Annotated in this window: 9 protein-coding genes and 2 pseudogenes; 10 read left to right on the top strand and 1 reads right to left on the bottom strand. The window is 38.3% G+C overall.

The genetic code is table 11. The features are described 5' to 3' along the window. Nucleotides 1–20 precede the first annotated feature (20 nt). From CWB65_RS07110 to pelG, 10 genes and pseudogenes are all read left to right on the top strand, one after another. Nucleotides 21–2912, top strand: a pseudogene (locus CWB65_RS07110) (ATP-binding protein); the annotation flags it as partial. Between the two features lie 20 nt (nucleotides 2913–2932). Then, nucleotides 2933–3313, top strand: coding sequence for a DP-EP family protein (locus tag CWB65_RS07105; protein ID WP_008132792.1), 381 nt, complete (start codon nucleotides 2933–2935; stop codon nucleotides 3311–3313). 197 nt (nucleotides 3314–3510) lie between these two features. Further along, nucleotides 3511–4500, top strand: a complete 990-nt coding sequence (locus CWB65_RS07100) for a sensor domain-containing diguanylate cyclase (RefSeq protein ID WP_008132794.1) — start codon at nucleotides 3511–3513, stop codon at nucleotides 4498–4500. 337 nt (nucleotides 4501–4837) lie between these two features. Next, nucleotides 4838–7547: pseudogene (locus CWB65_RS07095) on the top strand (endo alpha-1,4 polygalactosaminidase). Further along, a complete protein-coding gene (locus tag CWB65_RS07090; protein ID WP_138740266.1) occupies nucleotides 7547–10828 on the top strand; it encodes a tetratricopeptide repeat protein in 3282 nt (1093 codons plus the stop codon). Before CWB65_RS07095 ends, CWB65_RS07090 begins: the two are co-directional and overlap by 1 nt. A 14-nt stretch (nucleotides 10829–10842) precedes the next feature. After that, complete coding sequence (locus CWB65_RS07085; protein WP_008132805.1) at nucleotides 10843–11358, top strand: hypothetical protein; 516 nt, start codon at nucleotides 10843–10845, stop codon at nucleotides 11356–11358. Then, nucleotides 11355–12656 (top strand): PelD GGDEF domain-containing protein, encoded by a 1302-nt coding sequence (locus CWB65_RS07080; protein ID WP_006794124.1) that lies wholly within the window; start codon nucleotides 11355–11357, stop codon nucleotides 12654–12656. Before CWB65_RS07085 ends, CWB65_RS07080 begins: the two co-directional genes overlap by 4 nt. Then, nucleotides 12649–13632, top strand: coding sequence for a tetratricopeptide repeat protein (locus CWB65_RS07075; RefSeq protein ID WP_008132807.1), 984 nt, complete (start codon nucleotides 12649–12651; stop codon nucleotides 13630–13632). Before CWB65_RS07080 ends, CWB65_RS07075 begins: the two co-directional genes overlap by 8 nt. Further along, nucleotides 13625–15142, top strand: coding sequence for a GT4 family glycosyltransferase PelF (gene pelF / locus CWB65_RS07070; RefSeq protein ID WP_138740265.1), 1518 nt, complete (start codon nucleotides 13625–13627; stop codon nucleotides 15140–15142). Before CWB65_RS07075 ends, pelF begins: the two co-directional genes overlap by 8 nt. Then, nucleotides 15130–16494: an exopolysaccharide Pel transporter PelG gene (gene pelG, locus CWB65_RS07065; RefSeq protein WP_058428493.1), complete on the top strand. Its 1365-nt coding sequence runs from the start codon at nucleotides 15130–15132 to the stop codon at nucleotides 16492–16494. The genes pelF and pelG overlap by 13 nt, the downstream gene beginning before the upstream one ends. A 58-nt stretch (nucleotides 16495–16552) precedes the next feature. On the opposite strand, the gene CWB65_RS07060 is transcribed toward pelG, so the two are convergent. Beyond that, on the bottom strand, nucleotides 16553–17551 hold the full coding sequence (locus tag CWB65_RS07060; protein WP_138740264.1) for a D-Ala-D-Ala carboxypeptidase family metallohydrolase: 999 nt from the start codon (nucleotides 17549–17551) through the stop codon (nucleotides 16553–16555). Nucleotides 17552–17555 lie beyond the last annotated feature (4 nt).

Genomic DNA, 17555 nt, shown 5'->3' with positions numbered 1-17555 from the left:
ACTTTATCGGGTGAAGATCATCTCCCTTTTTAGGATTAAGCGCTTATAATACAACCGATAATCACCTGTTTTTTGGCCGAAATCAGGCTATTACCACTTTATTGGAAAGAGTGGCTAGCCAAGTGAATTTTGGTCGCGCTTTTTGCTTAATTTTAGGTCCAAGTGGTACCGGTAAATCATCCTTAGTGAACGCAGGCATTTTACCTAAACTGCTTGATGAGCGCGGCTACAACGGGATTGGTGTTGTTTCGTATACTCAACTAGATTTTGCAGATATTGACCACAGCCGGCTTTATTTAGACTTAGCGTCTGCCATGCTTGATTGGGATATAAATAACCTGCCTGTCTTTGATGGTTTAAGCGCCGAAGCACTCGCCCAGCAATTAACGCAAAACACTAATAACGTTATTCATACTTTAACAAATGCCCTAACTAAAACAGTACCAACGCTTAACAAACCGCAATTATTTTTGTTCATAGATCGTTTAGAGGTCCTACTTTCATCACCTTTATTTGATGATGAAACACGTAGCCAATTTTTATCAGTTATTGAGCGCTTAGCAACGTCTAAAGCGGTGATTGTATTTAGTGCGTGCAGAAACGATTTTTATCCTTTAGTGGTTGAGCAACCAAGCCTAATGGCTGGCAAAGCTAATGGCGCGCATTACGACTTAACACCACCAAACAGGCACGAACTACAACAAATTATTCGCTTGCCAGCAATAACCGCTAATTTAACGTTTTCACATGACCCACAAACCCAAACACCACTGGATGAAATACTCTGCGCCGATACCGCCAACAATCCCGATGCACTACCCATGCTGCAATACACACTGCAAGAGCTGTATTTACAGCGCAGTGATAATAATGAGTTGTTACACAGTGTGTATAAAAAACTTGGCGGTATTGAGGGCGCCATAGGCAAAAAAGCAGAAGATGTATTTATAGGCCTTAGCAACAAACAACAACTGCAACTAAAAAGCGTGTTATCACAATTAATAACGCTAAACCCTGATGGTAAAACTATTACTAGCCGCGCAGCCCGCTGGAAGGCATTAACTAACACTAGCCAAATAGAACTTGTACAAGCCATGGTCGATAGCCGCTTATTTGTATCGCACTTACAAAATGGCGAAGCCTGTTTTAGCCTTGCGCACGAAGCATTATTGCGTCAATGGCCACGCGCAAAGCAGTGGATAAGCGATCACAAAGATTCATTAGCAATAAAAAGCCGTTTACAACACCAAGCACAAAATTGGATAGATGAAGGTAAAAGTAATGCTTACCTCCTTGCGACAGGAAAACCGCTGCAAGAGGCCGTTACCTTATTGAACGACAACACATTCGAACTAGGCGATGACGAACACGCCCTTATAACCAGCTCTCTTAAGCATAGTAAAACAAAAACAACCATAAAACGTGGCACTGTCGCTTTGCTTTGTTTACTTACCTGTGTTGCCCTATTAATGAGTGTTACCAGCTTTCAAGCGCAGCAACTAGCACAGCAAAAACGCCAAGAGGCCGAAAGCTTACTAGGGTTTATGGTCGGCGACTTTGCGGATAAATTACGTAGCGTTGAACGTATGGACTTACTTGATGGTATTAGTAATAAAGCACTTGAGTATTTTACTGATCAAACTGACGATTCAAGTTCACTTTTTAGCTTTAGCAATAATAAAGCACAATTTAACAACCGTTTTCAGTACGCACAAACCCTTGAGGCCATGGGGGAAGTGGCCTATTCGCGCGGAAAAACCATTGAGGCCTTAACCGCCTTTGAAAACGCCCGCATTCGCCTTGAGGCATTATTAAAAATTCAGCCAAACAACTTAGAGCTACTCACGCTTGCAGGCGCCAATGCCTTTTGGCTTGGTCAATTAGCTTATGATCAAAATGATCATCAAGCTACTGAGCAAATGTTTAAAAGATACCACGATTACAGTAAAAAAATGTATGCGCTGGCAGCCAATGATTTTAACTCCATTATGGAATTATCGTATTCATCTAATTCTTTAGGTTCTTTATACATAAAAAAATCTAACTACAGCGCTGCAAAAAAGAACTTTGCAGAGTCACTTTTACTTAAGAATAAAGCGCTTGAACTGAAACCTAATAACAAAGACTTACTTCGAGATAAATCCGATACAATTAGTTGGCTTGCAAAAACAGAAGAGAGGCTAAGTAACTTTAATGAAGCAGTTAATATATTAGAAGCTGCAGTTAAAGTAATCACAAAATTGATTGCTAACTACCCTAGTGATGCAAGCCTTTTTTACACATCAGCAAACCTATATATGCAACAAAGTTATTTACTGAGCTATTTGAGTGATAAACGGATGGCACATAAAAAAGCCAGCTTGGCTAATCAAGTTATCAATGAAGCTTTAGTACAAGATCCAAAAAACAATAAATTTCAGCTTATGTATTATCGCTCTTTAGCACTTTCACTAATGCTATCTACTGATGAAGCTACTGACTCAACAATTGAAAAAATAATTAATTTTTTAAAATCTCAAAATTTTAAAAATACCAGCACTATTAATACACAAATTACACTGATTCAATATTTTATAAATAGACAATCATCACTCAAAGCGCAGAAGTTATTAACTGAGCTTGAGAATAATGAAAACTACAAACATCAATTATCCAACCTAACTAAAACTGGTGATTACTTAGTATATACAAGAATAAACTTAATCAAAGCAAACTTAGCTACAACTAATAAACAGCGAGAGCAATTTTGCTTAAGCGCTATCAAAGCTATTTCTGAAGCTGCAAAAATAAGTCAGAGCGTAAAAATAACATACCCACTAGTACAAGCTTATACCTGTTTAAACAGGGAAGACGAGATATCAGAAATAAAAACAAGCCTAGTTAAATTAGGCATTACGAACTTCCAACTATAATTACTCATAAAGGAAATAATATGAATAACACCCTAGAAAATGTCGACTTTCAAGTAAATATTAAACTTAACAACAGTGAAGCTATTTTTAGCTATACAAAAAATGGCGAACCCGCTACTGGCGGTGGTGTTGTAAGAACTGAAACCGCTGGCAACTATAATTTAGACGACGCCACAATTCAAAATGGTTTCGTATTTACTGGCGCTACTATCACCGATATCGACACACAAAAACCATGCGCCCAAGACTTCAGCTATAAAGTAAGTGACAACGGCCACACAATTATCATTACCGACACAGATGAAAATAATGGCTCTGTATGCTTAATTTTTAACGTTGAATGTAATGGCAATAAATATGAAAGCGCTGATCCACAAGTTAAGAATGAAAAAGAACTCTAATTAGTAATACTTATTTTTAAATTGCACAGGACTAATTTATGCCTGTGTAATTAATTTATAACCCCCCTTAGCTATCAACCAATAATAACCAATAAAACAACAACTTAAAAAAGAAGATTACCGAAAGGTTTAAAACCCATAAATTGAATACACTGCTAGACATCAAGTTTCATTAACAATAAAAATGAGCAACTGCCATGTCTAACAATAATCAACACAGCAAACTAAATAACGAAAATATCGCTGTATCAACATTAGTAAACAGCCTTTCTGAGCGTGTTAACAATGAAAAAATAAGCGCGATTATTAATGTCACTAACGTGATGGCCGATGCTATATTTATTGTGAATGCACACGGTGTTTTTGAATCGGTAAACCCGGTAGCTGCACGATTTTTTAATGTTCCTTCAGATATATTAATTGGTAAAAAGTGGCAGCATTTTTTACAAGAGCAATACCGTGACGATTACGAATACATGTTTGAAAGTTGGAAAAACAATTATCAAACGCCGCTAAATCATGGCCCCAAAGAAGTAAAAATAATTAAAGCTAATGGTAACTTTTTAGATGTAGAACTTTCGGTTTCATGCATTCCACCAGCAACAACTAATAATACTCCTTTATTTATTTGCATCATGCATGACATTTCTAAACACATAAAAAAGTATAAAGTACTCGAAACACTTTCAAAGCTCGATCACCTAACGGGTATTGCAAATCGTGGAACGTTAGAAAAAACAATCCACAAAGATTGGCAAACATGTCTAATGAACAAGCAACCATTAAGTTTTATATTGATTGATATTGATTATTTTAAATTATTTAACGATAACTTTGGGCATGTAAAAGGTGACAAATGCTTGCAAAAAGTAGCAAAAACAATTGAAGAATGCCTGCCGTCAAAAGACAGCTTAGTTGCCCGATATGGTGGAGAAGAGTTTGCCGTGGTATTACCGCGATCTCATATTTCAAACGCTGAGATGATAGCCAAGCGTATTCAAGATAGAATTTTAAATTTAAACTTTAGAGAAATAGGCCTACCTGACAACGTTAAAATTAGTGTTAGCCAAGGCTTAGCGTGTGAATACAATAACCAATATAGAACATCTGAAGCATTAATGTGTGCCGCCGACAGCGCTTTGTACAAAGCTAAATCGCAAGGAAGAAACATGATTTGTATTAGGTAATGATTAATATTTAAAACAATAAACTTTTTAAAGGCCATTTTATAAGCGAAATGGCTTTTAAATTTATCCAGAACTGACAATAAAAACTTACATTTCTTTACAAATCTCGTTTAAAATCCAAGCCTTTATTAAAGGTTTTATTTATTTAAATTCATAACCTTGCAATAATAAGACTACCTAAATAATAAGTTAAGTTAGTATAAATTTAAAACAACATGATAGACCTTTTATTTTTGTTAACATATAATAATACTTAATAATTAATACAAAATAACTAGAACAGCCTCGGAACGCCTTCCTTTGAGCAATAGTTTAAAATTAATATAACGAATCATAAATGAAATATATTTTATGGCTTTTGCTTTTAGTATCAGCGCAGTTACTAGCAAAGCCCGTTAATAACAGCATCGCTTTTTACTATTCAGCCCCAATGCCTTTAGCTGAAATGACTTTTTACTCACGCGTTGTTGTGCAACCTGAGTTAGTGACTGAGCATGAATTAAATTGGTTTAAAGAACGTAACATTGCTGTATATGCTTATTTGAGCATTGGCGAATCATATAATAAAAGTGACTATTCACTTACTACAAACCCAAATTGGAATAGCTACATTTCCGATTTAACTTCACCGAAATGGCAACAAAAATTAAACAGTTCGGCTGTTATATTAAAAGAACGTGGCTTTAGTGGGTTGTTTTTAGACACCCTTGATAGTTATCAATTATTAGATAACGAACGTTACGATAAATTAGCGCAGCAAGCTGGATTAGTTTCAATAATAAAAGATCTTTCTTTAGTATTTAAAAAGCAATTAGTGCTCAATCGTGGCTTTGAATTACTGCCAAGCCTACAAAACCTTGCAACCGACTTAGTTGCTGAGGGATTATTTAGCCACTTTAATCCACTTGATAATAGCTACAAGTTAACCTCTAAGAACGATCAAGCATGGTTAACAACTCAACTTAAAAAAGCGCAAAGCTTAGGTTTTAATGTTCAAGTTATTGACTATGCAAAACCTGACAAACGCCTTGTAATGGCTGAAAAAATTATCGCTTCTGGGTTTAGTGCTTGGGTGACCGATGGGCATTTACAAACCTGGGGAACATCAACTATTAGCCCTGTGCCTAGGCGCGTACTTATTCCGTACAATAGTGACTTAAAACCCCTTATTTACTCTACAGTTCATTTAAAGCTAGCCACTCTTATTGAGTATTTAGGTTATATTCCTGACTACATTGATATAGCAAAACGAGAGTTGCCATTAGTTGATCCAAGTTTACATGCTGGAATTGTTTCATGGACAAACATGGGGGGCTTTTACTCCCCAAGTGTAATAAATTGGCTCGAAGCTAGCCTAGGTACAGTGCCTCAGTTAGTGGTAGGTGAGCTACCACAATCAGCTAAATTATTAGCCGCATTAGGCGTGGAAACACTTAACAGCTCCCCTCCAGGGCCTTATAAACTTAATTATTTAGCACCATGGTTAAAAGGTGAGTCAAGCTCTTCGCCTGCCATTACCAAACCTTATTTATTAAAATTAGCGCCAGAAGCCACCACTCTTATTGATATAAAAGCGGCTGATGGCAGCACCGTTGTACAAAGTGCCAAAACCAAATATGGCGCAGTTATTGTTGCCCCATGGCTGATTGATACGCTCCCAATGGAAGGTAGTAATTGGGTTATTGACCCAATTACACTGCTTACTAAAGCCATGGGGTTACCCGCTATATTAGCACCCGATACAACAACCGAAAGTGGCAGACGTATGCTTACTATGCATATAGATGGGGATGGCTTTACCAGCATTGCACACTTTGACGGCAGCCCGTATGCAGCAGAGGTCATTCGCGATGACATTATTAAACCTTATAAACTTCCCATCACATCTTCTATTATTCAGGCTGATATAGAGCCTGGAGGAATTCATGCTAAGCACAGTAAAAAACTAGAAAAAATTGCGCGCAGTATTTTTGAACTTCCCTATGTAGAGGTCGCTTCGCATACTTATAGTCACCCTTACTTTTGGACCGCGCTTTCTGGCCGAAAAGAAATCGACAAAGAAGATACAGATTATGGGTTTCACCTAGATGTACCTGGCTATGACACAATTAGCTTAGAAAAAGAAATTACCGGCACCATTAACTATATTAATGAAAGGCTTGTACCTAAAGGAAAAAAACAGTGCTTATGTTGTGGTCGGGCGATGCTACACCTGGGCCAGACGCATTAAAAATAGCACGCAATGCTGGCGTACTAAACGTAAATGGTGGTAATACAGACGTAAATGGTGATAACCCAAGCCTTTCCCATATATCGCCAATTGCCCGCCCTGAGGGTGATTTACTGTATCAAATTTATGCACCAATACTGAACGAAAACGTATACACTAATTTGTGGCATGGCCCTTTTTATGGGTTTAAGCGCCTAACAGAGACCTTTGAAATAACCGAAAAGCCATACAGGTTAAAGCCCTATACTATTTACTATCACTTTTACTCTGGCGAAGTTCCTGCGGGGCTTGACGCTTTAAAGCATAATATTGACTATGTATTACAAAGGCCCAACACCCCTGTGTACTTAAGTCACTATGCAAAAATTGCGAAAGATTTTTACTTTTCGGCCTTAGCTAAAAATAGTAAAGGAGACTGGTTGTTTAGCTCAAAAAACATTCGCACCCTTCGTATACCAAGCGACTTTGATATTGCAAATATATCTCAAAGCGATGGGGTATTAGGGGTAACGCAGCAAGGTGACTACGTACATACTATAGAGGGTATTTCACGTATTAGTTTTGACCACAGCCAAAAAGATAATGCCCCCTATTTAGCCTCTGCCAATGTAGTAATAGATACATGGCAAGTAAATGGCTCGGTTAGTTTTAAAGCGTGGATACCTGCAACACTTGATTTGGTGAATGCTCATTCATGCCAATTTATATCTCACATGGGAAAAGTTATAAAGGTATCACTCGCGGAAAATTAACCCACTTTAAACTACCTGCTGGTGAGTTTTTGGGTTATTTAAACTGCACAGGGGTTGCTAAGTAATGAATACCAAAAAGCGCCCTCATTTAGTTTCTATAAAAACAATTTTAACAATACTCGCTGTTAGCTGTTTTTCATTATATGCGCTATTTCCACATACCCTCTTCTTTGAAGACGATGCACTTTCGCAAGACTACACATTTGAAAAGTCATACTTGCATGCTGCACTTAATACTGACCCTAACAATGAAAAGCTGCGCGCTAAATTGGCTGAACTTCATATAGCATTGAGTGAATATTCAAACGCAACTAATGAGCTTGAAAAACTGCCAAAAAGTAAGCGTAAAACAGAACTTGAAATAAAGTTACTTTACTCATTATGGCTTGCAAGTGGTGCCAATGTAGATGACCGATTTGAAGAACTTTCATTAAAGGTTAGTGCCTATAAACCATGGAACGAAGACATTCTTAGTATAGCTAAAGCACTCGGTTTGAATGTTAAGCTTGCACAATATTATGAAACACACAAAAAGCCGTTAATTGCCGCTGATTATTGGCTAACCGCAGGCCAACCTGCAAAAGCGTTGCCGCTTTACAAAAATAACATGAGCGAAACAATAGCCGAAAAAGCCATTGAAACTGCACTGGGTGCAAACGAAGCGTTGCAAGCATATGCGTGGTGGAAGCAATATGGAGATCAATCAAATATAAAGCGCACACTTTATCTCGCTGACTTAGCAGGCAATAAAGAAGATGCAATTATTGCAGCTACAAAACTGCTGCAAAAAGAGCCTTGCAATATTAAGTATTTAACACAGGCAATGCAGCTTCACTTAGCAAATGGCGATGCTAACGGCGCTGAATTATTGCTTTCAAAACTACTAAAACAAAAACCTAACGATAAAGATCTTCATTTACTAAATTGGAAAGTAAAGCGCTGGCTCAATAAGCCAAGAGCTGCGCTCAAAGAATTTAAATGGTTAATGATAAATAAAGCCGTTACCGCATCAATGCTTACAGACAGTATTAACGATGCAACGGCATTATATTTGTACCAAGACGCTAACGACATTTACGCTTACAAAGCTAAAAATAGGCAACTAAAAGGCAATGGCTTTTCTAAATGGATGCAAACCAACGAGTTTATTGGTGACGCCAAACAAGAGCTCAAGCATATAGAGCGTTTTGAAAGCATAAACGGTAAAAGCGTATTATCACAATATTGGAAAGCAAAAGTATTACATGACACAGGTAACTTAAGCGGTTTACGTAATTTGTGGCCTATTTATCAGGGCCCCAAAAACGAAGAAGATTTAATGTGGCTAGCCCGTGCGTTTTGGTTAAATAACGACTTTAACACGGCACTAACCATTTTAAAGCAAAAGCAGCAAAGCAGTGACGACGAGTTTTGGAGTGCTCGCGTTGACATGGCGCTCAGGGTAAATGATAAAAAAGAACAGCTTTATGCCCTTGAACAACTTAAATCACTGGGTAAATTAGGCGAAAGCGATTTATTGCAGTACCAGCAAATACGCTTTGAAGGCAACCCCAAAGCGTTACTTGCGCATTTATGGCAGCAACCTTCGCTGAGCGAAAGTCAGCTAATTGACATTGCTAATTTAAGTACGCAAATAAACGATTCAAACGCCGTTGAACGAATCTATAACGAACTGAACAAGCAACGCTACAACAAGGCGCTATACCCTGCTTGGTTAACGCTTGCTAGCTGGTATCAAAATCAGAGCGATTTAAATTCAGCGTATACAACGCTCAACCGCGCCGCAAAACTGAGCGAATACAATCCTGACGTAGTACTTGTGCAAGGTTGGTTAGCACTGCAGATGCACGACAGCATCATGATTAAACGTATTTTAAATAACTATGCTGACAACAACCCAACGTATGCGTGGGGCCAACTTTTAGCGAGTTTATCTATTTATGAAAAGTCATATAACAGTGCTTATTTTTACTTACGTAAACTAGCGATAGCTGAGCCTAGTGACTTAACAACATTAGTAAACTTAGCCGATGTAATGAAGCAACTCGGCTATTATGCCAACGCCACAGAGCTTAATCATTATCTTCTTCAGCATTTACCTAAAGATAAATATGCATATCGAGGACTTATGTTTAGATGGGCTGGCGCTATGGCTATGCCACATTTAATGCAGCTAAACACACTCGATGAGTTAGCCCCTGAAACCATAGGCACAGCACAAGCAAACTGGTGGTTATCACGCCGTGCTGCTCAAAAACTTGAGCCTTGGCAAGCACTTCAGCTATACATGACTCAAGGTGAGTTTAGTAAAATCAAACAATTAGTTGATACAAATACACTGGGAAAAAACGATCAGTTAAGTGCGCTTTTATACTTAAACCAACCTTATGCAACTATGCAACGTTGGTATGAAGAGCTAATTAACGAGCCAAGTGAAGCCCAGCTAGGCTTTTTAAGAAACGCGCGCACAGCTTACTTTCGCGCACTTGAAGTAAACCTATCACCACAAGCAGGGCTTAATAGTACGCAATACGACATAAATGTGTATTTTCCTTATGCAAAAGGCCAGTGGAAACTGAGCCTTAGCGATCAGCAAAACCTTGGCAATAACGGACTGCTATTCGCAATAGAAAACACTATGACGTTTGGCCGGTGGGCTTTTAATACAAAAGTTGATACGCATCAGGGCAGTATTATTAGCCGACAAGGCGTAATTTTAGACTCTCGTTATCAGTGGGATGCGCGCACTCAAGTTGGCGTAAACTTACAATACAACGCCGAAAACCGCCAATCTGAAGTGTTACTAAGCTATGCGCAACTTAATAAAGCCACGGCTTATATAAATTATAATATTGATAACAGGCAAAGCGTGCAGCTATCAGCAGCTGCAATGTCGTTCACGCGTAGAGATAACGACAGCACACTCGTTAATGGACAGGAATATAACGCACGCTACCAATACAGTATTTTAAAAGATCGCCCTATTTGGAACGCCTACTTTAGTGCGCAATGGCAAGACTTTGACCCAGTAAATACTGCTATTAATACAAATAGAAGACCCAGACGCATAGTTATTGAACCTTTTAGGCGCTTTGCCCTAGGTACTTCGTTTGCCTCAACAGGCTCATTAACGCCCCCATACTTGGGTGCCAGTCCGTCTTGGTTATTTGACATAAGTACAGGCTACCAAACACTGAACGATACAATTGATGTGTCTGTTTCCAGTGGTGCTGGATGGTCAGTACTTGGTGATGATTTATTTAAATTACAGCTCGGTTACCAAAGTAGTAATAAGGTCGGTAACTCAGATACACAGTTACAATTAGGATATTACATACATTTTTAATGTTAGGAGAGAATATGTTTCGCTTAGTTATACTTAGTTTGGTTTTGCTCTTGTCGGCGTGTACTACAAGTCGAATTGCTGATGATATCGAAATTAGCCCAGCAACTACCGTGGCTTTATTACCGCTTGTTAATCATGCACAAACACCACTGGCAGGTGAACGCGCTGAAGATATTTTAGCAAGTATTTGGCAACAAAATAAGCTACCTAAGTTACTTCGTGCACCAAGAAATAGCAGTAAAGACCTGCCACCTTTAGACGATCAATACCGTTTAAACAACGCAATGCAATGGCTCAATACTCAACAAGCTGACTATGTACTTAGTGGCAGCATTGAAGAATGGCGTTACAAAGCAGGTCTTGATGGAGAGCCTGTGGTTGCACTTACTTTATTGCTTACAAAAAACGGTGAAACAACGCCAATTTGGACCGGCACCATTGCAAAAAGCGGTTGGGGACGCGATAGCATTGCAGCAACTGCGCAAGATGTAATTGCCGATTTAGTGTCATATATTGAGGTTAGTGAGTGAAAACACATTTCTTACGCCCAAGAGACGTTCCTGAGCTACAGATATGGGCTGAGGTATGTTTTTTTACCGCTTTAGCTTTAGGGCTGCCTGTTCTATTTAATGCTGAGGACCCCTATTGGACGCAAGGAGGGTTTTCTTGGCCAGTATTAGGGCCGTTGCTTGTTGCTCTACGCTATGGCTTTTCAAAAGGTTTTATTAGTATTTTAACCTTACTAGTAGGGCAATTATTGCTAATACAAAGCAATATATTAGACCCTAAAAGTGAGTTTAATATTAACGCCATGATTGGCTACATTATTGTAGTTATGGTGGCAGGTGAATTTAGAGATGTATGGGAGCGAACTAATCAACAGCAAAGCATTCAACTAGCCTATGTATCAGACCGACTTGAAAAATTTACGCGCCAATATCATTTAATTAGCTCATCACATGACCGAATCGAACAAATGCTTGCTGGACATACACTTAGTTTACGTGAGTCATTACAAGCCGTACGAGAATCAATTGGTAAATTAAAAGAAAGACGCTTAGACAGTGCCGCTGAGGTTATTTTAAATCTATTTATAGAATATGGCTCGATAGAAAAAGCAGGCTTATATAAAGTTGAAAACGATAAAATACAAGAGCCTGCACTAGCTAGTGTAGGAAAAATGAGTGAGCCATCTAATTCAGACCCATTAATAGCTGCCATGTTTGACGAAAAAGAACTGGTGTCACTTAAAAATCCAAAAGCCTCATCGGGTGATAGCAAGTATCATATTGCTATTCCATTGATTGATGTGAACGACACAATTTATGGGGCTATTTTAGTTGAAAAAGTGAAGTTTTTTGCTCTCAAAGAAAACACCCTTACTTTACTTGCCGTTATGGCCGGACACATTGGTGATTTATTGCGTCACGAAATCACTAATCCAATAATGACCCGTGAAGAGTCGCCATACTTTAAGCGCCAAGTTAAACACGCAAACAAAGAAGCAAAGCGTTATAAAATTCCTTCACACTTTTTAAAGGTGAACGCGCTAAGTATTAATGATGAATCTCGACGGCTGATGGAGTATTTAACCGAGGCTCGCCGAGGGTTAGACATTTATTTATACGATAATGAAAAACAAGTTCTGTTAATACTGATGCCGCTTGCCGATGAGCTTGAAAAAGATGGTTTTGTAATGCGAATGAATAGCTGGTGTAAAGAACGTACCGGTAAAACATTACAAGAACTCGATATTATTATTGAGCAAGAAGTGGCGTTTCCAGTCAATAAGGATGAATTATCTAAACTGGTAGCCCTACATGATTAAAGTTGTGATAGCCGCCTTAATTGCATGTTTATGCGAGTATTTTGCACTGCAAGAAATTCTTAGTACACCAAACTGGTTTGGTGTACTTTTCCTGCATGCCATTGCAAGCATACTTTTTACCTTTGTAAGCTACGTTTTAATTCCTAAAAAATATAAAACAACGCTTATAAATGGCACGCTATTATTATTCTTATTACTGTTTAGCTTACCTGTATTTGGTATTTTAGGTGTTGTGATGGCGCTTACGTTTGCGCTATGTAAGCCACTTAAAAGTGATGATACCGAAATAATAGAGCATGAAATTCCAGAGCTCCCCTTTGAAGTTCCTGATATTTCGGCGAACCCTACTTATTCAATTGGTGGTGTAAAAGCCATTTTAAAATACGCAAGCGAACCTAACAAACGCTTAACTGCAGTAATGGCTGCTCGCCACATGCGCGACAGCCAAGCAATCCCAATATTAAAACTTGCCCTCAAAGATTTAGAAGACGATATACGCTTACTGGCTTACTCAACACTTGATGCTAAAGAAACAAAATTAAACGAAAAAATTAGCGTTTATCAACAACAAATAGCTAATACCACAAAGCAGCCTGAGCTGAGTAACTTACAACAACAATTAGCACACGTGTATTGGGAGCTTAGTTATTTAGGGCTTGCACAAGGCGCTCTAAAAACATATGTATTAGAAAAAGCTGAAGCACTCAGTTTACAAAGTATTGAGTACGCACAAAAACCAGCCAATTATGTATTTTTAGGGCGTGTTTATTTAGCGTTGGGTCATTACGAACGTGCGCTTGATTTTCTTGTACAAGCAACTGAATTAGGTATGGCGCGTCGCCATGTTTTACCCTACAAAGCCGAAGTTGCCTTTTGCATGAATAAGTATGATGACTGTAAACGCTACTTAAGGGAGCTACCCGAACAACCTAAAGGGAGCGAACTTCGCCAATTACAGGAGTATTGGAATGCCTAAACCCAATGCCGATATATTATTATTATTAGAAGGTACTTATCCTTATGTTCGTGGGGGGGTATCAAGTTGGGTTCATCAAATTATTGAAGGGCTACCTCATTATAACTTTGAGCTTATTTTTTTAGGCGGTGCTTCTGAGCACTATGGCGATATTAAGTACACACTTCCAAAAAATGTTACAAAATTGCATGTTCATTATCTAGTAGAGCAAAATAATACTGATATAAAAGCAAAGCATGGCGTTAAATATAAAAAAGAGTTGTTTGAGTTTTGGCAGCAACTGCAACGTTATTTTAGAGACTCAAAAGAGCCTATTCCCACCGAGTTACTTGAATTTGCATTTGAACAACTTGGGCAAAAAAACGGTATAAACGAAGCTGACTTTTTATATAGCGAGTCATCTTGGCAGGTATTGGCTGACTACTATTTAACATTTTGCGACGAATCATCTTTTATTGATTTCTTTTGGTCGTACCGTAATTTGTATAAGCCTTTGTTTAAAATTGCAGATATTGCCCGCCAATTACCGAATGTTAAACTTATACACTCTATTTCTACAGGCTATGCTGGTTTTTTAGGTGCAGGTGCAAGCGTAATTAATAACACGCCTTACTTATTAACAGAGCACGGTATTTATACGAAAGAGCGAAAAATAGACTTAATTCAAGCCGATTGGATAAAAGAGTCTGAAGCTATTTTAGGTAAAAACTTAAATACCGAAATGGGCTTTATTCGCCGAATGTGGATCACTTTTTTCGAGCAAATTGGCCGCACGAGTTACCACCAAGCCGATAGAATAATTTCACTATACGAAGGTAATAGGCAGCGCCAAATTAAAGATGGAGCCTGTGAGAAGCGCTCTTTAGTCGTACCAAACGGCATTAAAACCGCTCACTACGCTAAAGCACTGGCTGCACGTTCTAAAACTATTCCATTAACAGTAGGCTTAATTGGGCGTGTAGTACCAATTAAAGACATTAAAACCTTTATTCGTGCCATTAAAGAAGTGCAATCAAGCATGCCCGCAATAGAGGGATGGATCATAGGTCCTTTTGAAGAAGACCCAAAGTACTACAAAGAGTGCCAGTTACTGGTGGGCAGCCTTGAGTTACAGAACAGCGTGAAGTTTTTGGGTATGCAAAATATAGCTGAAATACTCCCTAAGTTAGGCCTTGTTGCATTAACATCTATTTCTGAAGCCCAACCCTTAGTGTTACTAGAAGCAATGGCAGCAGGCGTACCTGTTTTAGCCAGTGATGTTGGCTCGTGTCGAGAAATTATTGAAGGTGCCACAGAACAAGACAAGGCTTTAGGTAAAGCAGGTGAAGTTGTTTCTATTGCATCGCCAAGCGATACAGCCGTACAAATTACAAACATACTTAATAACGAAGATAAATGGCATGAGTATCAATCAAGCGGCTTAAAACGTGTAAAATCATTTTATGACGAAAGCCACATGTTTGCCCGATACGACAAGCTTTATAAGGATACAATGTCATGGCCGGAATAGGTTTTGAGATACGGAAAATTCTCAAAAAAAATACCCTCCTCTCTGTTTTTGAAGCCTATAGCTACGCTGGTCTTATCGGTTCAGGCCCTTGGTTATTGTCAATCATCGCACTAATGCTTATTGGTATTTTAAGCCTTGGAATAGTATTACCTAAGCTGTTAATTATTCAGTTTCTAACCCTGATAACTTACATGATGGCGGCCTCGTTAATATTAACTGGCGGCTTACAGCTTATGCTAACGCGCTTTGTGGCAGATTTATTTTTTACAAAAGACGACGACTCAGTACTCCCCAATTTACTTGGTGCGCAACTTATTACAACGATTGGTGCATTACTGGTTGGATTTGCTGTTTGGCCATTTTTACCTTTACCCGTTGTGACCAAAATTATTATTTTAGGTGGCTTTGTTAGCCTTTGTAATCAATGGCTTGGCGCTATATTTTTATCGGGTATGAAAGAGTATCGGCTTATTTTAATCACTATGCTCAGCGGGTACGCGTTTATGGTGCTACTTGCATTATTACTACGTGACTGGCAATTAGATGGACTCTTTTTTGCTTTTTTTGCAGGTGAGGCGCTGTTATTTTTTAGTTTTTTATTCATGATTATTCGTCGCTACCCAGGTAATAAACTAATAAGCTTCGACTTTATGAGTCGAAAAAAAGTCTATTACATGCTGTTCTTTTGCGGGCTATTTTACAATATTGGCGTTTGGGCAGATAAAATTTTGTTTTGGTTTTCACCAAGTACATCCATACATATTATAGGCCCCCTTAGAGCTAGCCCAATTTACGATCTCCCCATATTTTTGGCCTATTTATCAATTATCCCCGGCATGGCGGTATTTTTAGTAAGAATGGAAACTGACTTTGTAGAACAATATGACCGGTTTTATTCTGCGATAAGGGGCGGCTCCTCGCTCGAAGAAATTTACTTTTTAAAAGACAACATGATCACAACAGCTCGAGGTGGCTTGTACGACATATTTAAAATTCAAGGCATTACTGTTGCGTGTTTACTATTGTGGGGCGAGCAAATTCTTACCTACATTGGGATTGATCCTAACTATAAAACATTACTTTTTATTGATGTAGTAGGCGTAGGCGTGCAGGTAATATTTTTATCTATTCTCAATATATTGTTCTATCTTGATAAACGCTTTACTGTGTTAATCCTTTCGGGCCTATTTTTAGCATTAAACATTGTGCTTACGTATTTATCTATTGCACTTGGGCCACAATTTTATGGCTACGGATTTGCCCTTTCTACAATAATTACTTCTGTAGTTGGCTTGTTTTGGTTATCTAGGCAGTTTGAAGACCTAGAATACGAAACATTTATGTTGCAATAAAAACACTTACACCTAATAAAAAGTAGCCAATATATTTATTGTTTATTAGGTGTAAACTTTATTTACTTACCCAGCGGGCTTTAAAACCGCGCGTATCCACATGTATAAATGCCCCTCGGTGCGGTTTAGGGCCATAAACGCCCAACCCACCTAATAAGCCTTTAAATGATTCGCGTTTGGCTAAAGACTCGACAATATTTGCCATCACTTTTGCGTCTTCAATAGTGTATTTTGCATCTTTATTAATATCATCCATACGGTAATTTCCATCGTTATCGATAAAAATATCTGCTGCGTCTCCAAACACATGACGGCTCAGTTTCACATTCCCAATGGCTTTATTGTAATAAGGTGTTCGGTAACCACTCATCACCACCATGTTACTAACTGGAATGCCTTCTAAAATTAGTTCCTTACGAATCATTTCTAACTTTAGCAGCAGTTTATTTTGCAAAAAAAGATACTTGGGATGATTACTTTTTTGCTTACTCACAAATTCTTTTAAAGAAAAGTGAGGCGATAATTTGGTACCTTCATTCTCTGGGGTCACTTCAACAAACCCGTCAGGAACAATATAGTGCTTTGAATCTTTAATTTGCGATTGCTTTGGGTAATGCCCTATTTGATAATATTTTAGCTTTCCGCCCTCTACTTTATCGGCAGGTACTTTTACAAACACGTTAATTTTCATGCGCTGTTTTTTATTTGGCGATTCAATTATTACCGATGTTAAGCCGGGAGTATCCGGTGCCTGCCATTGCCAACGGTTAGTATCAGTTAGCATGAACTTTTCATCGCTAATTAATGTGTAAGCATCGGGTGATTGCGCATATAGCACTTCAAATTCAAACTGCTCATTGGGCATTACAAACACCGAAAAAAGTGAGTATGGCATGACAATATCGTTAATTTTTAAACTAAATTCTGCGTCCTCAAAAGCAGGCCTGTTTTGTATATCAACAACCTGATGAGCCGTTTTAGCAGGCTGAGAAGCAAATAAATGCGTACTAAGCAGAGTAGTCAGCATACTGATTAATAAAATACCGATTAATTTCATATTA

The organism is Pseudoalteromonas sp. S554 (assembly GCF_005930865.1).
GTDB classification, from domain to species: domain Bacteria; phylum Pseudomonadota; class Gammaproteobacteria; order Enterobacterales; family Alteromonadaceae; genus Pseudoalteromonas; species Pseudoalteromonas marina.
This window is presented reverse-complemented; position numbering and strand designations above follow the sequence as displayed.